This is a genomic window from Brevibacterium sp. UMB1308A, from assembly GCF_030230605.1.
In the GTDB taxonomy this organism is placed as follows: Bacteria; Actinomycetota; Actinomycetes; order Actinomycetales; family Brevibacteriaceae; genus Brevibacterium.
The window spans coordinates 17,622-36,238 of the sequence record NZ_JASPDO010000024.1 but is presented as its reverse complement, the minus strand read 5'-3'; the positions used below and the strand labels follow the sequence as shown (position 1 = coordinate 36,238).

At 58.1% G+C, this 18,617-nt stretch carries 20 protein-coding genes; all 20 read left to right on the top strand.

Annotated features, from left to right (window positions below; genetic code table 11):
- Window positions 1-140: 140 nt before the first annotated feature.
- On the top strand, window positions 141-1,160 hold the full coding sequence (locus tag QP868_RS10010) for an NAD(P)H-dependent flavin oxidoreductase (RefSeq protein ID WP_284926414.1): 1,020 nt from the start codon (window positions 141-143) through the stop codon (window positions 1,158-1,160).
- Window positions 1,161-1,192: 32 nt separating this feature from the next.
- The gene (locus QP868_RS10005; RefSeq protein ID WP_284926413.1) at window positions 1,193-2,146 is read left to right on the top strand and encodes a tetratricopeptide repeat protein; all 954 of its coding nucleotides are present in this window, start codon (window positions 1,193-1,195) and stop codon (window positions 2,144-2,146) included.
- Window positions 2,147-2,148: 2 nt separating this feature from the next.
- Window positions 2,149-3,114: an HAD-IIA family hydrolase gene (locus QP868_RS10000; protein WP_284926412.1), complete on the top strand. Its 966-nt coding sequence runs from the start codon at window positions 2,149-2,151 to the stop codon at window positions 3,112-3,114.
- Window positions 3,111-3,245 carry a hypothetical protein gene (locus tag QP868_RS09995; protein WP_284926411.1) on the top strand — a complete coding sequence of 45 codons (135 nt, stop codon included), beginning with the start codon at window positions 3,111-3,113 and terminating at the stop codon, window positions 3,243-3,245. Before QP868_RS10000 ends, QP868_RS09995 begins: the two co-directional genes overlap by 4 nt.
- A complete protein-coding gene (locus QP868_RS09990; protein WP_284926410.1) occupies window positions 3,245-3,997 on the top strand; it encodes a TlyA family RNA methyltransferase in 753 nt (250 codons plus the stop codon). The genes QP868_RS09995 and QP868_RS09990 overlap by 1 nt, the downstream gene beginning before the upstream one ends.
- Window positions 3,994-4,902, top strand: a complete 909-nt coding sequence (locus tag QP868_RS09985) for an NAD kinase (RefSeq protein ID WP_005886537.1) — start codon at window positions 3,994-3,996, stop codon at window positions 4,900-4,902. The genes QP868_RS09990 and QP868_RS09985 overlap by 4 nt, the downstream gene beginning before the upstream one ends.
- A complete protein-coding gene (gene recN / locus QP868_RS09980; protein ID WP_284926409.1) occupies window positions 4,899-6,605 on the top strand; it encodes a DNA repair protein RecN in 1,707 nt (568 codons plus the stop codon). The genes QP868_RS09985 and recN overlap by 4 nt, the downstream gene beginning before the upstream one ends.
- A gap of 21 nt (window positions 6,606-6,626) precedes the next feature.
- Window positions 6,627-7,415: a putative cytokinetic ring protein SteA gene (gene steA, locus QP868_RS09975; protein ID WP_284926408.1), complete on the top strand. Its 789-nt coding sequence runs from the start codon at window positions 6,627-6,629 to the stop codon at window positions 7,413-7,415.
- Window positions 7,416-7,440: 25 nt separating this feature from the next.
- The gene (locus QP868_RS09970) at window positions 7,441-8,361 is read left to right on the top strand and encodes a copper transporter (protein WP_284926407.1); all 921 of its coding nucleotides are present in this window, start codon (window positions 7,441-7,443) and stop codon (window positions 8,359-8,361) included.
- A 62-nt stretch (window positions 8,362-8,423) separates the two neighbouring features.
- Window positions 8,424-9,533 (top strand): group 1 glycosyl transferase, encoded by a 1,110-nt coding sequence (locus QP868_RS09965; protein WP_284926406.1) that lies wholly within the window; start codon window positions 8,424-8,426, stop codon window positions 9,531-9,533.
- Complete coding sequence (locus tag QP868_RS09960) at window positions 9,533-10,165, top strand: NUDIX domain-containing protein (RefSeq protein WP_284926405.1); 633 nt, start codon at window positions 9,533-9,535, stop codon at window positions 10,163-10,165. Before QP868_RS09965 ends, QP868_RS09960 begins: the two co-directional genes overlap by 1 nt.
- Window positions 10,162-11,100 carry a tyrosine recombinase gene (locus QP868_RS09955; protein WP_284926416.1) on the top strand — a complete coding sequence of 313 codons (939 nt, stop codon included), beginning with the start codon at window positions 10,162-10,164 and terminating at the stop codon, window positions 11,098-11,100. The genes QP868_RS09960 and QP868_RS09955 overlap by 4 nt, the downstream gene beginning before the upstream one ends.
- Before the next feature lie 35 nt (window positions 11,101-11,135).
- Window positions 11,136-11,987, top strand: a complete 852-nt coding sequence (locus QP868_RS09950; protein WP_284926404.1) for a ParA family protein — start codon at window positions 11,136-11,138, stop codon at window positions 11,985-11,987.
- On the top strand, window positions 11,984-12,769 hold the full coding sequence (locus tag QP868_RS09945) for a segregation and condensation protein A (RefSeq protein WP_350309994.1): 786 nt from the start codon (window positions 11,984-11,986) through the stop codon (window positions 12,767-12,769). The genes QP868_RS09950 and QP868_RS09945 overlap by 4 nt, the downstream gene beginning before the upstream one ends.
- Window positions 12,744-13,295, top strand: a complete 552-nt coding sequence (gene scpB / locus QP868_RS09940; RefSeq protein ID WP_284926403.1) for an SMC-Scp complex subunit ScpB — start codon at window positions 12,744-12,746, stop codon at window positions 13,293-13,295. The genes QP868_RS09945 and scpB overlap by 26 nt, the downstream gene beginning before the upstream one ends.
- Window positions 13,292-14,107, top strand: a complete 816-nt coding sequence (locus QP868_RS09935; protein WP_284926402.1) for a pseudouridine synthase — start codon at window positions 13,292-13,294, stop codon at window positions 14,105-14,107. The genes scpB and QP868_RS09935 overlap by 4 nt, the downstream gene beginning before the upstream one ends.
- The gene (locus QP868_RS09930; RefSeq protein ID WP_284926401.1) at window positions 14,104-15,192 is read left to right on the top strand and encodes a prephenate dehydrogenase; all 1,089 of its coding nucleotides are present in this window, start codon (window positions 14,104-14,106) and stop codon (window positions 15,190-15,192) included. The genes QP868_RS09935 and QP868_RS09930 overlap by 4 nt, the downstream gene beginning before the upstream one ends.
- The gene (cmk, locus tag QP868_RS09925; RefSeq protein ID WP_284926400.1) at window positions 15,189-15,869 is read left to right on the top strand and encodes a (d)CMP kinase; all 681 of its coding nucleotides are present in this window, start codon (window positions 15,189-15,191) and stop codon (window positions 15,867-15,869) included. The genes QP868_RS09930 and cmk overlap by 4 nt, the downstream gene beginning before the upstream one ends.
- Entirely contained in the window at window positions 15,866-17,377 is a 1,512-nt protein-coding gene (gene der / locus QP868_RS09920; RefSeq protein WP_284926399.1) for a ribosome biogenesis GTPase Der, read from the top strand. The genes cmk and der overlap by 4 nt, the downstream gene beginning before the upstream one ends.
- Window positions 17,377-18,615, top strand: coding sequence for an AI-2E family transporter (locus QP868_RS09915; protein ID WP_284926398.1), 1,239 nt, complete (start codon window positions 17,377-17,379; stop codon window positions 18,613-18,615). Before der ends, QP868_RS09915 begins: the two co-directional genes overlap by 1 nt.
- Window positions 18,616-18,617 lie beyond the last annotated feature (2 nt).

Sequence of the window (18,617 nt, the reverse complement as noted above, 5' to 3'; positions counted from 1 at the left end):
CTAAGCCTGACAGCGCTGATGGTACTGCACCCGAGAGAGTGTGGGAGAGTAAGACACCGCCGCAAAACCAACGTAAAAGAAAAGAGGAGACCACGAAGCCGTGGCCTCCTCTTTTCCATATTCATGACATACTGACGCACATGGATGTGCTAGATACGCTGAGTGTTCCAATCATGTGCGCCCCTATGGCCGGAGGCCCATCAACACCAGAACTCGCAGCCGCAGTGACAAACGCTGGAGGACTTGGCTCCATCGCCGCCGGCTACTTAAGCCCAGAAGACTTCGAGCAATCCCTCGCACAAACACGGGCACTCACCGACACCTTCAACGCGAACCTCTTTGTGCCAGAGACAGTTCGGCCAGACACCGATGACCTCAAACGCTACGCAAGCGCGTTAGAACGAGAATTTGGCGAAGCAGTAGATGTTCCGGAGTTCAACGACGACCACTTCAGCGACAAGATTGACCTTGTTCTTGAACACACACCTGAAGTAGTGACGTTCACGTTTGGACTGCCAGACACCGCAGTCATTCGCCGCATCAAATCAGCTGATTGCTATGTGGGCGTCACAGTGACCAATTCGGTCGAAGCCGTGGGCTCGGTTGAAGCTGGCGCCGACTTTCTCATTGTCCAATCAACCGATGCAGGTGGGCACCTCTCAGTGCATCGACAAGACCGCGCAGTTACCCAAACCGTACTCCCTGACCTAATACAAGAAGTACGCCGTAAGGTGTCTGTACCTCTTATCGCAGCCGGAGGAATCGGTACTGTCCGACAAGCACAACAGGCCCTCGACGCTGGCGCGCAGGCCGTATCTTTAGGAACGCGCTTCCTCACAGCGGCTGAAGCAGGAACCAAACCCGCACACGCAGACGCTTTGGTCAGTGGCGAGTTCACAAGGACAGTTCAAACCCGAGCCTTCTCCGGACGGATCGCACGCGGACTCGCAAACACCTTCACCAGCGCCATGGAGGCAGACCAGATTGTGGGATACCCACACGTGCACTACATGACCTCACCAATCCGTAAAGCACATGCCCACGACCCGCAGATGCTCAACCTGTGGGCCGGAACCGGCTTCGCCCATTGCGCAACTCAGAGCGCCGCCGACATCGTCCGCGAATTCTCAGCGTTGAGGGTTGATCGCACACACGGGTAAAATATAAGTTCGATCGACAAGAACGGAGTGCAGTGAACAAGTTCAAGGGACGTCGCCCAGCGCGTCGTGGCGGACAAGACAAACGACGCCAGCAACAGCCCGGAAAACACTCCCGAGGTTATGACCGACCTCGGAAAATGAAAGAACCTGAACTTCCGGAAGGCGTCACAGGGCGCATCCTTTCAGGGCCCGTTCTCCAACAGCTCTCTCCACTTTCCCGCGAGCACCGGGAAGTTGTATCCAATCACCTGGCAGCCGCCGGAACCCTCATCGATTCAGACCCTGAGACTGCGTATCAGCACGCCCGTTACGCTGTCGAATCCGCCGGACGAATCGCTGCAACCCGCGAAGCCTTGGGACTCGTCGCCTACCGCCTCGGCAAGTACGAGGAAGCCTTAAGGGAGCTTCGTACCCACAAACGCATCACCGGCGCGACCGAAAACGTTCCAGTGATCGCAGACGCAGAACGCGGACGTGAAAAACCCCAAAAAGCTCTCGACATGTTCGCAGAAGCGAAACAGTCGGACTTCGACCCACAGACTTGGATCGAATTCGTGCTCGTTGTAGCTGGGGCCCACATGGACCTCGACAACCTGCCCGCCGCAAAATCCCTGATCGAAGCACAAGGCTTCACTGGGCACGCCCCCGGGTCAGCGGTGCGACTCTTAAGCATGTATGCCGACATCCTGCGTGCTCAAGGCGACACCGAAACCGGTGACAAATACGAACAACTGGCCCGCCGAACCGCGCAGCGCACCAACGTTCTCTTCGGTGATGAAACTCCGGACCCCAACGAGGGCATCCAAATCATCACCATCGAAGAAGAACCAGAAGAAGAGATCGCTGAGGACGAACCGGCGGCAGCGGAACCTGACACACCTTCAGAATCCGAGGACACCTCGGCACCGGACCCTAACGTCGACGTGGAAGATGAAGTAGACGAAATTCTGGCCGAAGCCGGGATCGACCCAGAAACCGTTCGCTAAACATGTACGACGCGATCCTTCTTGACTTAGACGGCGTGATTTACCGGGGTAAAGAACCAATCCCTGGCGCTTCCCACACTCTCCAAACGTGGCACAACAACGGCACCCCGTACGCGTTTATCACCAACAACGCGGCGCGTGACGTCGAAGAAATTGCACACACAATTTCGTCGTTCGATATCCCTTGCACGCCACAGCACGTGCGGACGTCTGCTCAGGCTGCCGCTGAAAAACTCGCGCACGATATTGACACTGACTCTGCCGTGCTCGTGCTGGGTGGCGAGTTCTTGCGATCCTGTGTCGAATCGTTCGGTTTCACAGTCATCACTCCTGAAGATCGCGACTGGCTTACTCAGAACACTCCAGCGGCAGTGGTTCAAGGGTTCGGTCCACAAACCACGTGGACCGACATTTCGTGGGCCATCACAGCGATCCGCAACGGTGCTCAATACCGGCCAACAAACCCAGACAAAGCGATTCCCACCGGCCGTGGAATTATGCCCGGAAACGGCACGTTCGTGGACATCGTTGCGTCATTCAGCGACACCACCCCCATCTACGCGGGCAAGCCCGAACCCACCATGCTCACGCAGACTATTGACGCGCTAGGCGCGACCCGCCCGCTCATGGTGGGGGATCAGCTGGAAACCGACATCGAAGCGGCCGTGGTTGCCGGAATTGATTCGGCTCTCACGCTCACGGGCGTGACCAGTGTTGATATGGCTCTGCGTGCCCCGGAGCACCAGCGCCCCACCCGGATCGTGTCCGGGTTGCCTGATCTGCTTGAAGAGCTCCCCGCCGCCGAGGTGGGCCCCACCGAAGCGCGCTGTGGTTCGGCTTCCGTGCGGGTTGACGCGGGTGTCGTGGCCCACGTCGGTGACCCTCTACTGGCAGCGAATGCGGCCCTTGCATACATGCACGCCCACAACACTGCCTTGGACGCTGGAACCTTGAGCGGGCAGCTATGAACTGGGACCAGCAGGCCCAGGAGATTCAAGCGCTACCTGGGGGAGACCTCGGCGAGATTGACACCGCGGTCACTCAACTCCATGAACTTCTCGACTCCATGGCCACCGAACTGGATGGGTTACGCCCCTAGTGCCCAGGCTCGACACTGAACTGGTAGCCCGTGGGCTTGTTACCTCCCGTAACCGGGCTACTCGCGAAATCGCGGCCGGCAACGTCACGGTCAACGGTCATAAAGCGACAAAACCCAGTCACACGGTAGGGCCAGACGACCACGTGACGCTCACCCAGGCTGATCCGTGGGTAGCCCGCTCGGCGCATAAACTCCTTGGCGCCTTGAGCGATCTAGGAATTGATCGAGTAGACGGGCTCACATGCCTGGATGCGGGCGCATCCACGGGCGGATTCACGCAAGTCCTACTGACAAAAGGAGCCGAACACGTCTACGCCGTGGACGTGGGTCACGACCAACTCCACGCCAGCCTGCGCACCGATCCGCGCGTGACAAGCCTCGAGGGACACAACTTACGCGAGCTCACCCCTGAGTGGACACGTGGCTTGGTGGACCTGGTTGTCGCAGATGTGTCGTTTATTTCGCTCACCCTGTTCATCGACCGGCTCGTGAAAGTTACCCGTCCGGGTGGCCACCTTCTCCTAATGGTGAAACCCCAATTCGAACTGGAGCGTTCAGCCCTGGACAAACACGGGGTGGTCACGTCTGCGAAGAAACGCCAAGAAGCTGTAGACCGGGTGACCGAACACTTAGTCTCGGTAGGGGCGCACACTGTGCGAACCTGCGAATCTCACCTTCCTGGACCCGCAGGAAACGTCGAGTATTTCGTCTACGCTGAAAGTCCGATAGGTTCGAAGGGGGAGGTGACATGAGAAATATCGTCGTTGTTTTGCACCCGCATCGGGCGCATGCCAGGCAGGCTGCCTTGGACGTGTGTTCACTCCTCCACGCAGAAAACGTCACCCCTGTGATGTCCCATGATGACTACGCGGCCTTAGTGAGTTACGAAGGTGAACCGTCGACCCCCATCAAAGTGCTGTCAATCGGTGAGCTTGAAACCGCAAAACCTGAGCTCATCATGGTTCTGGGAGGCGATGGAACCATTCTGCGAGCGGCTGGGATGTACCACGAAACAGAAGTCCCAATCATGGGAATCAACCTGGGCCACGTGGGTTTCTTAGCGGAGTCCGAACGTCAAGAACTCGAACAAGCCACCCAAGCGGCCATCAAGCGCGAGTACTTTGTAGAACAGCGCATGGCACTCGATATTTCGGTCACCCAGGACGGCCACTTGCTCCACCGCGATTGGGCCTTAAACGAAGCTACCATCGAAAAGGGGCGCTATTCCTCAATGATCGAAGTGGTCGTGGGAGTGGACTACCGTCCAGTGTCGTCGTTTGGGTGTGACGGAGTTATTTTCGCGACCCCCACGGGCTCCACTGCATATGCGTTTTCCGCAGGCGGTCCAGTTGTGTGGCCAGAAGTCGAAGCGCTTCTTATGATTCCCATTTCTGCGCACGCACTGTTTACAAAGCCTCTGGTGGTGTCGCCGCGTTCACGTTTAGGTGTGGAGTTCCTGCCCTCTCAGTCGCACACTGACGCGCAACTGTGGTGTGACGGGCAACTGAGGTTCAAAGTCCCGGCCGGTGCCCGTGTGGAAGCCGTGCGCGCCCAAAAGTCAGTGTCTTTGGCCCGCCTCAACCGCGACCTTTTCACAGACCGCCTCGTGGCCAAATTCCAACTCCCCGTCAGCGGGTGGAGGGGGCCACAAGCGTGATTGAGTCGCTGTCGATTCACAACATGGGCGTGATTGAAAACGCCCACGTGGATTTAGGGCCGGGGTTCACCGTGGTGACAGGTGAAACCGGAGCCGGGAAAACCATGTTCGTGTCTGCGCTGAATCTGCTCACGGGTGCGCGGGCAGAAACTCAGGCGGTACGCAGTGACGCCTCAAAGGCCGTTGTCGAAGGGATTTTTTCTGTGGAATCCCAGCCCGAGGTCGTCGACCGGGTCGAGGACGCTGGAGGGTCCGTAGATGACGGCGAGTTGGTGGTCACGCGGACTATTCCCACCTCGGGAAGGGCCCGGGCCACAGCCGGGGGACGCACGGTCCCTGTTGCCGTTCTGTCCCACGTGGGAGAGCGACTTGTCAGTATGCATGGCCAGTCTGAACAGCTGACCCTGCGTTCAGCTTCCAAGCAGCGCGAACTCCTTGATACGTACGGTGGCGAAGAACTGGCACACGTACGTGACGCATATGTGAACGCGTACGAGGAATGGAAGCGTGTGCACGAGCGAGCCCGTGAGCTCCACGCAAGTGAAAAGGAACGCAACGCGCGCATTGAGTATCTTGAGGGGGCGCTTGCGCACATTGACCGGGTACGCCCGGTCGCCGGTGAGGATGCACAGCTCAAGGCAATTGTGCTGAAACTGGAAGCCGCCGACGACGTGAAACAAACCGTGCAGACGGCATGTGACATGTTGGTCAGCGACGGTTTTACCGAAACTCCCACCGTTGTGGATCTTCTTCACCGGGCCGCCGATCACGTCAACCACGCGCGCGCCCATGACGACGCGGTGAAAGAACACGCAGAAGCACTCACAGCTCTGGCACTCTCAGCTTCGGATGTTGCGTCCGAACTTTCTGCGTACCTTGCAAGCTTTGCTGAACTCGATGATGTGTCGCTCGAAGACACCCACGCGCGAATCGCTCAGTTGGCTGAACTCGATCAGTACGGCGACGGTGTGGACGCTGTTCTAGAGTTCGAAACGCAAGCGGGTGAAGAACTGCTGCAACTGAGCGCGGACAGCTCCGATCTAGCAGGGATCGACGAACAGCTGCGCCAGTGTGAAACCTCTATGCACGAGCACGCACAGGCCCTCACCGAGGCGCGTACTAGTGCCGCCCAAGGTTTCACCAGCGCTGTTCAAACAGAACTCGCCGCACTTTCCATGCCTCACGCCCGCGTGGTCTTTGACATCGAACCCGCAGAGCCCGGCCCCCACGGAGCAGACGCGATTCGACTGCTGTTTTCTGCTCACGGAGGTACTGCGCCAGGCGATATCGCAAAACTTGCGTCCGGTGGTGAACTTTCCCGTGTGATGCTTGCTATCGAAGTGGTGATCGCTCGAACCCACGCATTCCCCACGTTCATATTTGACGAAGTTGACTCTGGAGTGGGAGGTGCCGCGGCTACTGAAATTGGTCGCCGTCTGGCGCTTTTAGCACGACACAGTCAGGTGATTGTTGTCACACATTTAGCTCAAGTTGCAGCGTGGGCTGACACACACTTAGTCATCCGCAAGGACGACTCCAACGAGTCAGGAGCAGTGTCTGGGGTGACAGAAGTCGCGGATAATCAACGCGAAGCCGAACTTGCGCGCATGTTGGGCGGGGTAAGCGATTCTGTGGCTGCCCGGGAACACGCAACCGAACTCATGCAGACCGCACGCGCGCAGAAACAGGGCTTTACCGACTAAACATGTCACAATGATTCGATAATGACGCAAAAGAACGACCCACGCGCTCAGCTCGACTCGCTGGTTGGCGAGTTCGCGAGCGAACTTGGCGCCACATTACACGAACACCCGGACCTCGTTGAGTCCGACATTGAGCTTCCTGAACTTCCCCAGTCGCTACGCTCACGGCAAGCGCTGGTTGTGGTTGCCGGCGCGCACTACAAAGAAGACCTCGAAATGTTGCGCGGGTACATCAAGGAGTACAAGCCGGTCCTCATTGGTGTCGATAACGGGGCTGATGCCTTGCTGGACGCCCGGCTCACACCTGACATCATCGTGGGGGACCTCAACTCCGTCGCTGACGCCTCAGCCAACTGCGGAGCAATCCTCTTAGCTCACGCGCCCGACGAAAACAGCTCAGCGGGAATCGAGCGCATGAAATCCCAGGAGTTAAAGCACCACAAGCTTCCCACGCTTGGAAGTAACCGTGATGCAGGTTTGCTCGTGGCAGATTCTTTGGACGCACCTCTGATTGTGGCGGTAGGTAGCAACGACATGCTCACCGACATGGTGGACGATGACGCAAACGTTTCAGGCCCAAGCCTCATCACCCACTTGCGCTTGGGATCCCGCCTCATCAACGCAAAAGGTGTTTCACTTCTGTACCGCCGGCAGTTTTCAAACTGGTTCTTGGCGGGACTGGCGCTCGCTGGCCTGTTCGCTCTCTTCGTCGCTCTCATGGCAACCGCCGCTGGCCAGACATTCCTGGGTCTCCTGGGGGCGCAGTTCGATGGATTCTTTAGCTGGTTAGGTAACCTGTTCTCTTGGTGATACCTGCCCGGATGGAAGGACTACTGTGATTGATTTTCGCTATCACCTGGTGAGTATCATCTCTGTTTTTCTGGCTCTAGCCGTAGGAATTGTTCTTGGCGCGGGGCCACTCAAACAACCCATTGGTGAGTCTCTCCAGTCGCAAGTTGATTCATTGCGGACTGACCGCGACAACTTGCGGGCAAAACTCGATGAGGCAAACGGTTCAATCGAGGATTTGAACACGTACATCACGGAGTCAGCGCCTGCGCTTCTCGCTGAGACCCTGAAGGGGACGAAAGTCACTCTGGTCTCAACCCCAAACACGACGTCTCAGACCATTAAGGATGTGCAGGGTCGTTTGGAAGACGCAGGTGCTACCGTCAGTGACGGGGGACAACTGACACCCGAATCACTCAAGCCTGAAGAGAGCGAAAAAGCACTTGAGGCACTCAAAGAGATCGACCCCAAGTTGCCAGCAGACCCACGTGAAGCATTCGAAAAAGCCATTGCACATGCTTACGCAGGTGAGCACGAAGGCGCGTATGATGCCGAGAAAGCCACACAGGTGATTGACGAGCTGCGTTCGGCTAAGCGCCTGAACGGGGGAAGCTACGCACGCGCTGACGTCGTCGTTTTCCTGCTGGGTGACTCAACCGAAGAAGACACACAACCAGCCGAGGACTACACGGGTCTGTTGAACGCACTTGGCTCAACAGCACCCACAGTCGCTACTGGATCAGTGGACAGCGGAAACAACGGAGCTGTCAAGCAACTGCGTGACCGGAAGATCGCTGTCACCAGTGTCGACGGAGTTGATTTGTCCGCTGGCACCGTCATCACGGCCCTTGCAGTTGCCGATCTCCACGCCACGAAGAAGCACCAGTCTTATGGGTTCGCTGACAGTGCAAAAGCGCTTGTGCCTAACCCTTTGCCTGAGCCTCAATCTAAACCTCGCGAGGGCTGATCCTGAACTCGAAGTGAGTTCGATAGGCTAGGAGCAAGGGCCCCACTGGTGAAAGGAACACAATGAGTGAACTGCTACCTGCAGACACGCGCATTATGCACGTTTTGACTGACGCTAATTCGGTTCTTGCAGAAGTAGCACGTCACGCAATTCAGGCGCAGCTTGACGCTGGCTACCGTGTGGCGGTTGCGTCGCGTGAGTCTGTCTTTAAGGCCCTGAACGTGTCTGGTGAGCGTCTGCGTCACATTGAGATTGGGGCAGGTGCGGGTCTGCGCCTGGGTGATCCCAACACGGCTCTGACACTGCACAAGTACTACCGTCACATTGATCTCGTGCATGCGCATGGCCTGCACGCAGCGGCTCTTGCTGGGGCTGGGCTCACAGGTCTTCCGCAGTCCATGCACCCCACGATTGTCGCGTCAGTGGGCCGTGATGACAGCATGATCGCTGAGGCTCAAGCACAGATCGTCTCCAAGAACGCAACCGTGGTTTTGGGCACCACAGAACCTATCGTTGAAAAGTACATGGACACGGTTGCGATCGTGGAACGTGCCCAGTTGCTCTCAAGTGACATCGACCCGGTGGCTCAGCCACGGCTGTCACGCGAAGATGTCCGCGATCTGCTGGACGTTCCGTCTGGTTCGTGGCTCGTGTCTAGCCCGGTTGCTCTGATCGATTCGCCTGCCGTGACGACCATCGCCGAGGTGGGTGTCCGGTTGGCATCGTACCGCCCCGACCGTTCGTGGGTTTTCGCGCTGACTGGTGGTGGACGCTCCCGATCGACAGTGCGGAGTGGAATTGTCGACCGGGTAGAACACATGCGTTTGGCAGAAGAAATTTCCACGGTCGATGTTCTGGCAGCCTCTGATGTCGTGGTAGCTTCTGACCGCATGACTGCGGTGGACGCTGAACGCCTCATGCAGTTGGGTCGCCCAATTGTTTTTGTTGGTTCAGAACAGCACGGCCGCATGTACGGTGACGGGGTTCCTCAGTTCGCTCCAGACAATGTCGACGGAACACTGCGTGCGGTTGCGGAACTCATCGACCGTCCAGCAGTGCGCGTGCAAAACGGAATCCACGTTAAGAACCGGGTAAGTACTGCCCGTCACACTTTCATCGCAGAACACCTGTTGAGCCTGTACGCTCAGGCACTTGTTCTCAACGACGACTAATGCGTGATCAGTACGTCGACACACAGATCCTGGACAGCGACGTGGTTTTCACGGGTGCTGTGTGGGATGTAGTCGAGCAACGTTTTGTGTTGCCGGGAACCGACACCTCGCTCACCCGCCAAATCATGCGCCACCCCGGTGCTGTAGCCGTTGTTGCTCTCGACGACGACAACCGGGTCATGCTCATGCAGCAGTATCGACACCCGTTACGTGTCATCGAATGGGAAGTGCCGGCAGGACTTTTGGACCACGCGGGAGAAGAACCACACGTGGCAGCTGCCAGGGAACTGCGCGAAGAAGTCGACTTAAGCGCCAGAACCTGGAACGTATTGGCCGATCAGCTGACCTCACCCGGAGGTTCTTCGGAAGCGTTGCGCATCTACCTAGCCCGCGACATCACCACGCACCCAGCGAGCGAGCGCACTGCAGAAGAAGCCCAGATCAAACCACACTGGGTGCCCTTGAACGACGCCGTCCAAGCAGTCATGGCCGGCCACATCACCAACGCAACAGCGTGCTTAGGCATCCTTCACACAGCCAGACATGCTGAGGCCGGGTTTGCGGACCTGCGCCCTGTCGATGACCCGTGGCCAGCACGCGATCACCTGCTCAACGGATTCCTCAACTCATGACCGGAGCACGGCACGGGGCAGCGCTCTTGCCGGACGCCCCCGCCGGCTTGATCCGACCAGTGAGCGAGTACCTCACGTACCTGCAATTGGAGCGGGGGAGTTCACGCAACACCGTTGACGCGTACGCCCGCGATCTCGCCAAGTACGTCACTTACCTGGCAGACACAGGGGTGAACGACCTCGGGAGCGTCACCAGCGAACACGTTGCCGGTTTCATTGAACACATTGCGCACCAGAACTTTGCCGTGACGTCTAGGGCCCGCATCACGGTGGCTGTACGCAGGCTTCACCACTTCACGGCGGGTGAAACCGGGGGAACAAGCCCCGCTGATGACGTGCAGCCACCCACCGACACGATGCGGCTACCCAAGGCGCTGAGCGTCGATCAGGTGAGCCGGATCATTCACGCAGCCGGTGACCCTCAGAGTGCGGATCCCGCCCAGCTGCGCGCGGTTGCGCTCATTGAGTTCTTGTACGCCACAGGCGCTCGCATCAGTGAGGCCGTAGGCGTGGATCGGGACGACGTGGATGTGGACGCAGGCATTGCGCGCGTGTACGGAAAAGGCAACAAAGAACGTTTGGTTCCCCTGGGCTCTCACGCAATCGAAGCGTTAGGGGCGTGGTTGACACGCGGCCGGCCTGCGTGGGCTGCCTCAAGTCCCGCGGTCTTTCTCAACGCCCGAGGTGGCAGACTGTCCCGGCAGAGCGCGTGGGCGATCGTGAAAAAGGCGGCTGACATTGCCGACGTCCCGGGTGTCACTGCGCACTCGTTGCGACATTCGTGCGCGACTCACTTAGTAGAAGGTGGGGCAGATATCCGAATTGTCCAAGAACTTTTGGGACATTCGTCGGTGACAACCACTCAGATATACACTCAGGTCACGAGCCAAGCGCTCAAAGAGGTCTATGCATCGACTCACCCCAGAGCGCGATAGGGTGAAAGAACATCGTTTCGAAGAAAGGCACGTGCGTGGAAGAACAGGAACTCGGACCCACCGGTCGGCCGGTTCGACAATTTCCAGAACCGCCACCGCTTGAAAGCCACGGCCCGGCACGGATCATCGCGATGGTCAACCAGAAGGGTGGCGTGGGCAAAACCACGTCGTCGGTCAACCTGGGTGCAGCCTTGGCTGATTACGGGCGTCGCGTGCTTCTGGTCGACTTCGACCCACAGGGTGCTCTGTCGGTAGGGCTGGGGCTCAACCCACACGATTTAGAACTGAGCGTGTACAACGTTCTCATGTCCAGCCGGGTGAACCCGTCTGACGTTATCCAGCCCACGGCGCACCAGCTCATCGACGTTTTACCGGCCAACATTGACTTGTCAGCCGCCGAGGTTCAACTGGTCAACGAAGTGGCGCGCGAACAAGTGCTGGCCCGAGCCCTGGATAAAGTCGCCAACGAATATGACGTCATTCTCATCGACTGCCAACCGTCCTTGGGTCTTCTCACCGTCAACGCGTTGACGGCGGCACACGGTGTCATCATTCCTCTTGAAACAGAGTTCTTCGCCTTGCGCGGTGTTGCTCTGCTGGTTGAAACGATTGAAAAAGTTCAGGACCGCCTCAACCCTGGTCTTGAAATCGACGGTATTTTGGCCACCATGTACGACGGGCGCACGCTGCACGCACGTGAAGTGATCTCACGCGTTGTCGACGCGTTTGATGACAGAGTTTTTGAAACTGTCATCAACCGCACAGTCAAGTTCCCAGACGCCTCCGTGGCCGCCGAACCAATCACCAGCTTCGCCCCCAAACACTCGGGCGCGGAGGCCTACAGACAACTGGCTCGTGAACTCATCTCCCGAGGTGGGGCTCCCTGAGCCACGAATTCGTTGTTGAACTCGACAACTTTTCCGGCCCGTTTGACCTTCTGCTAGGGCTCATCAGCAAACGTAAACTCGATATCACCGATGTAGCCCTCGCAGAAGTCACCGACGAGTTCGTCGAACACGTCAACGCGCTTACCACCTCGGCCCAGGAAGCCGGCTGGAGCACAGCCAAAACCTTGGACCAACTTTCCAACTTCCTCCTGGTCGCCTCAACCCTGCTCGACCTCAAAACCGCGCGCCTCCTACCCGCGGGGACGGTCGAAGACGAACTCGATTTAGAACTTCTCGAAGCTAGGGACCTGCTCTTTGCCCGACTCTTGCAATACCGCGCCTACAAAGCGGTGTCCTTTGAACTTGGCGAACGGATCACGCAAACTGGATACTCGGTCGCTAACAGTGGGAACATGAGCGACTTCCAGGGCGTGCTGCCCCCTCTCATCATGTCGGCGACTACCGAAATGCTGGCAGCAATGTACGCGACCGTACTGGCCCGCGACACCACCCCGCCCACCGTGTCGATCGACCACATTCACCTCCAACACGTCAGCGTTCCCGAACAACGCGCCCACATTCTTGGTTTGCTCACTGAACGTGAGACGATTACATTTGATGAACTTGCCCAGACGGCAGACTCCACCCTGGTGGTCGTCGCACGGTTTTTAGCACTGCTGGAGTTGTTTAAAGCAGGCACAATCGATCTGGACCAAGAAGCACCGCTGAGTACACTCGTCATCTCCGGGAGGACACATGACACCACTGACCACACGGATTGAAGCGATCCTGACGGTCATTGGCGAACCGGTGACGACCGACGAACTCGCAACCGCGCTCGAAACCAATCCGGAAGAGGTTGAGCTGGCGATTGAAGAACTTCAACACGAATACTCCACAGGGCGGGTCAGCGGTTTCGAGATCCGTAAATCGGCAGGTGGGTGGCAGTTCTACTCCCGCTCAGAACACTACGACACGGTCAAGCAGTTCCTGACCCGAGGCCAGACCGCCAAACTCAGCCAAGCTGCTCTGGAAACCCTGGCAGTCGTCGCTTATGCGCAACCCGTGACTCGTGCCCGCATCGCAGCCATCCGCGGTGTGAACGTCGACGGGGTGGTCCGGACCCTGCTCATGCGCGGTCTCATCGTTGAAGCCCCAAAAACAGAAGGGCCCACGCAGTTCGTCACATCCCATGTGTTTCTCTCAGCCATGGGAATCGACAGCCTCGACGAACTTCCCGCCATCGCCCCATACCTCCCAGAAGACGTCCCACAAGAAGCCACCTTTGAAACGAAGGAAACATCGTGAACTTTGAGAAAAAACGCCCCAGCCGTAAACAGCGCGAAGCCAACATCGCCCGCGCTCAGAAACAAACCACCTCGGACCCACACACCCAATCCGGGGTGCGTCTCCAGAAAGTCATGGCAGATGCCGGACTTGGGTCGCGGCGCGCCTGCGAACAGATGATTCTCGACGGGAGGGTGGAAATCGACGGTCACATTGTGATCGAGCTGGGAACCCGCATCGACCCTACGAAACAGCGCCTCGTCGTCGACTCCATGCCCATCGAAACGAGCACAGAAAAGGTCTACTTCGCGCTCAACAAGCCCGCCAAAGTCGTTTCCTCCATGGGCGACCCCGAAGGCCGACGCAACCTCGACGAGTTCGTACGCGATCGCACGGAACGCCTCTTTCACGTGGGACGTTTGGACTACGAAACAGAAGGTCTGCTCCTGTTGACCAACGACGGAGACATGGCCAACAGGCTCACCCACCCGCGTTATGAAATCCCCAAAAAATACCTCGCCCAAGTCAAGGGCCCCGTCGCCAAGGACGTGGGAGCTCGTCTGCGTGAAGGAATTGAATTAGACGACGGCATCAGCCGGGTGGACTCGTTCAAACTCATCGACTCCCAACCCGGAGTAGCGCTGGTGGAAGTGATTCTGCACTCTGGAAAAAACCGGATCGTGCGACGTTTGCTCAGTGCGGTAGGCAACCCGGTCCTACGCCTGGTGCGCACCGAGTTTGGCCCCATTGAACTGGCTGAACAACGCCAAGGAAAAATGCGCCAACTGCGCCCCGAAGAAGTCTCAGAACTCATGAAAGCAGTTGATCTGTGAACGTACATATCATTGGGACCGGGCTGTTAGGCACCTCGCTAGGCCTGGGCCTGTCTCGGCACGGTTACCGTGTCACGCTCGAAGACCTCTCACCCACCTCCGCTCAACTCGCAGCCGACATGGGAGCAGGCGAAGTAGCTCGCCCAGAAGACCCTGACGTTGTCGTCATTGCCACGCCTCCGGACGTGGTCGCCCAGGTTATTGTCGACGCCCTGCGCACATGGCCCAACGCCACCATCACCGATGTTGCAAGCGTCAAGACCGCCATCCTGGACGCGGTCAAACAGCACACCCGCGACCGGGAATTGGACCGCTACATCGGTTCACATCCCATGGCTGGACGCGAAAAGTCCGGCGCGATCGCAGCCCGGGCTGACCTGTTCATGGCGCGCCCGTGGGTGGTGTGTTCAGACGAGGACACGCCACAGGAACGTCTGGAGCAGGTCGTGACAATCGCTCAGGCCGTAGGCGCCTCAGTCATGCACCTGGACCCGTTGTTCCACGACTCCGCAGTCGCCCGGGTTTCCCATGCCCCACAAGTCGTGGCCTCGATCATGGCTGCGCAACTGGTCGATATGCCCTCAGAAGGAGTTGCGCTCGCGGGTCAGGGATTGAGGGATACCACCCGGATTGCTGATTCGGACCCAGGGTTATGGACCCAGATTTTGGCGGGTAACGCCGCCGAGGTGGCAACGGTCTTGCGCGATATCCGAGGTGATCTGGATAGAGTGATCGACGCGCTGGACATGCGACCGGGGTCGCTTAGGACAATTGCTGGTTCGCTTGCGGCCGGTAACGATGGCCGGGCAAGGATTCCAGGCAAGCACGGACTGGCGCCTGCCACGTATGAAACAGTCACTGTCTACGTTGACGACGCGCCGGGAACTCTGTCCCGCCTCTTCACCGATATTGGTGACTTGGGCGTGAACATTGAAGACATCCGGATCGACCACGCGACGGGCGTTAAACTGGGTAGCGTCGAACTTTCAGTCGTGCCCGCTCACGTGCAAGTTCTCATTCAAGGCTTAAGCGAAAATGGGTGGCGTCTACCGGAACAGGCTCTCGACCCCAAGGAGGAAAAGTGACCGTTATTGCTATCGATGGCCCCAGTGGAGTAGGGAAGTCCAGCGTTTCACGCGAGGTTGCCCGTCGTAACGGCTTTGGGTACTTGGACACGGGGGCGATGTACCGTGCAATGGCATGGTTGTGCTTGCAACGAGGCGTAAGCGACCCAGGAGACGTGGTTGAACAGATTCGGGGTGTGGACTTCGAAATCTCGACCGACCCGGAACACGAATCAGTCGAAGTTGACGGGATCGATGTGACATCGGACATCCGGTCCGAAAACGTGTCGACGAATGTGCAGATCGTTTCCAGCGTGCCCGATGCACGTGAAGAGCTCATCGAGATGCAACGCGACATTATTTCTCGCGTGAGCGCAGACAAAGGCGGGATTGTGGTTGAAGGGCGCGACATTACAACGGTCGTTGCTCCTGACGCCGATGTTCGGATTCTCATGACCGCTCGTGAAGACGTTCGGATTGCTCGCCGAGCAGGCGAGATCCACGGCGAAGCAACCGAAGAGTCGGTCGAGGCTACGCGTGCTCAAGTTGCAGACCGTGACCGTAAGGATTCGGCAACCACCAGTTTCCTCACCGCTGCCGAAGGCGTGCACACGCTGGACACCACCCACATCGACTTTGATGAGTCGGTTGCAGCTGTCATGGGGCTCGTTGAAGAGGCGGACGGCGGTACCAAGTGACCAAGGAACCCGATTTTTCACCCGTTCCTGACGAGGACTTCCACGAACGGTTTTCCGCTATTGACGGCGATGAGGAACGGCTCAGGGAAGAGAGCCTGCGAGCCGGGCTCGACGACTACGAACTTGAAGACGAAGACCGCGAACTTCTCGACCGGTCCCCAGAGGACCTCGAAGCCGGTGGCACCTCGGGCCCGTCACCGATCCTTGCCATTGTGGGCCGCCCCAACGTAGGCAAATCCACCCTGGTGAACCGAATCTTGGGTCGCAGGGAAGCCGTTGTCGAAGACGTTCCTGGGGTGACGCGTGACCGGGTGAGCTATACGGCTCACTGGGCCGGTCGCGACATCACTTTAGTGGACACCGGGGGTTGGGACATCGATTCTAGGGGGATGGCCTCACGAATCGCAGAACAAGCTGAAATCGCGGTCGAGCTCGCTGACGCTGTCGTTTTTGTCCTCGATGTGCACACAGGCATTACATCTACCGATGAGCACATTGTTCGAATGCTCCGCCGCACCGGCAAGCCGGTGATTGTGGCGGCGAACAAGGTCGATGACGAACGATCTGAGCTGGCTGCGTTTGAGCTGTGGAACCTGGGGTTGGGTGAACCGTCTCCGGTTTCGGCTATGCACGGCCGAGGTGTCGCTGACCTTCTGGACCGAGCGGTGGAAATTCTTCCGGAAGTTTCCGGGGTTGACCAGATGGTAGAGGAAGGTGGGCCGCGCAGAGTTGCTCTTATCGGCCGCCCCAACGTGGGGAAGTCTTCGCTTCTGAACCGTCTTGTGGGAAGCGAACGCGTCATGGTGGACAATGTCGCTGGAACCACGCGCGACCCTGTGGACGAACTGGTGGTCCTGGGGGACCGGCAGTGGCGCTTTGTGGACACGGCCGGTATCCGCAAACGGGCGCGGCAGTCGTCCGGGGCTGACTATTACGCCGCCTTGCGTACGCAGACGGCGTTAGAGCGCGCCGAGGTGGCATTGGTTTTGTTGGAAGCCGATCAGCCCATCTCGGAACAGGACCTTCGCGTGATCAACAGTGTCATTGAGGCTGGACGTGCCCTGGTCTTGGTGTTTAACAAGTGGGATCTGTTAGATGAGGACCGGCGTCTCGAACTTGAAAAAGAGATCGAGATGCAACTGGGTCACGTGTCGTGGGCGCCGCGCGTGAACATTTCAGCGAAGACGGGTCGCCACGCGGACAAGTTGGTGCCCGCTCTGGACGCTGCGTTAAAGGGGTGGGATACGCGTATTCCTACCGGACGCCTCAACGCTTTCCTTGGCGAGCTTGTGGCCGCCAATCCGCACCCGCTGCGTGGTGGGAAACAACCGCGCATTCTGTTCGGTACTCAGGCCCACCCGCGTCCTCCCAAGTTTGTTCTCTTCACCACAGGGTTTTTGGACCCGGGGTATCGGCGCTTCATCACGCGCAGGTTGCGTGAAACGTTTGACTTCACGGGAACTCCCATTGAGATCAACATGCGAATTCGTGAAAAAAGGAAGCGGTAGTGGCCACTGATTCTGCGCGCCCGGCGATGTTGCCGCGATTTCTCATTGTTGTTTTGGGACTCGCTGGCCTGGCGTTTGGAATCCAGTTTATTCAGGGGCTTCAAACGATTGTGGCTCCAGTGTTTTTGGCACTCAACCTGGTGGTTGTGGTTCACCCTCTGCAGGCGTATCTGATTTCAAAGCGCGTGCCAGCAATTGTTGCCGCGTCGATCACGGTCGTGCTCGTGATGGCCTTACTCGTAGTGTTCTTCGCGCTCAATGCATGGGCGATTGCAGAACTTGTCATTGTGCTTCCCAGCTATTCGGACAATCTAGCGCAACTGTACGGCGAGGTCATCAGTTTCACGACGTCGTGGGGACTGACCCCGGAAGTGATCCAGAACCAACTCAGCGCGTTCGACTTTTCGTCTTTGACTGACACGGCTCTGAAGGTGCTGTCGAATGTGTCGGCAATTGTTGCGCTGTTGACCACGGTCATCATGACCGTGTTCTTTGTCATTATGGACTCGCTCCAGTTCCCGGCGCGTCTTCGTGAAGTCGCTCATGTGGCGCCGCAGTTCTCCTTCGCAATGCGCTCTTTTGGAAAAGGCGTACGGCGGTACTGGGTGGTGGCCACGATTTTCGGTTTGATCGTGGCCGTTTTTGACGTCATTGCCCTGTGGATTATCGGGGTTCCCCTGGCCCTGGTGTGGGGTGTTCTCGCTTTCACCACCAACTACATCCCTAATGTGGGACTCATTATTGGGTTGATTCCACCCGCCCTCATGGCACTCCTTGAAGGTGGTTGGTGGGACGCCATGTGGGTAGTCATCGCATATCTGACGCTCAACTTCGTGATCCAGTCGATTATCCAGCCGAAGTTCACAGGTGAATCGGTGGGAGTGACCCCCTTTATTTCATTTCTGTCGCTCTTGTTCTGGTACTGGGTGTTAGGTCCCCTGGGTGCTCTTTTGGCGCTCCCCGCAACCCTGTTGCTCAAAGCTCTCTTGGTTGACGCGGATCCTCGTGCTCGGTGGATCAACTTGCTGATCTCATCCGGCTTTAACAAACACACAGGCAAAGTCCTCGCCACCTCGGCGGCGCCCATCAGCCCAGCACCCACCTCGGAGGCGGAACTCTCCTCCGAAGTCGCGGCCATCTCGGAAGCGGAAGAGGACTCAGAACCAACCGTGGAGAACCCAGAAAGCCCGGAGGACCCGGACAACCCAGAACCCACCTCGGGCGACGCCGTAAACTAAAG

Coding starts and splice junctions, on each gene's coding strand:
- QP868_RS10010 (WP_284926414.1), top strand. CDS start 141: ATGGATGTGCTAGATACGCTGAGTGTTCCAATCATGTGCGCCCCTATG.
- QP868_RS10000 (WP_284926412.1), top strand. CDS start 2,149: ATGTACGACGCGATCCTTCTTGACTTAGACGGCGTGATTTACCGGGGT.
- QP868_RS09995 (WP_284926411.1), top strand. CDS start 3,111: ATGAACTGGGACCAGCAGGCCCAGGAGATTCAAGCGCTACCTGGGGGA.
- QP868_RS09985 (WP_005886537.1), top strand. CDS start 3,994: ATGAGAAATATCGTCGTTGTTTTGCACCCGCATCGGGCGCATGCCAGG.
- steA (WP_284926408.1), top strand. CDS start 6,627: ATGACGCAAAAGAACGACCCACGCGCTCAGCTCGACTCGCTGGTTGGC.
- QP868_RS09965 (WP_284926406.1), top strand. CDS start 8,424: ATGAGTGAACTGCTACCTGCAGACACGCGCATTATGCACGTTTTGACT.
- QP868_RS09960 (WP_284926405.1), top strand. CDS start 9,533: ATGCGTGATCAGTACGTCGACACACAGATCCTGGACAGCGACGTGGTT.
- QP868_RS09955 (WP_284926416.1), top strand. CDS start 10,162: ATGACCGGAGCACGGCACGGGGCAGCGCTCTTGCCGGACGCCCCCGCC.
- scpB (WP_284926403.1), top strand. CDS start 12,744: ATGACACCACTGACCACACGGATTGAAGCGATCCTGACGGTCATTGGC.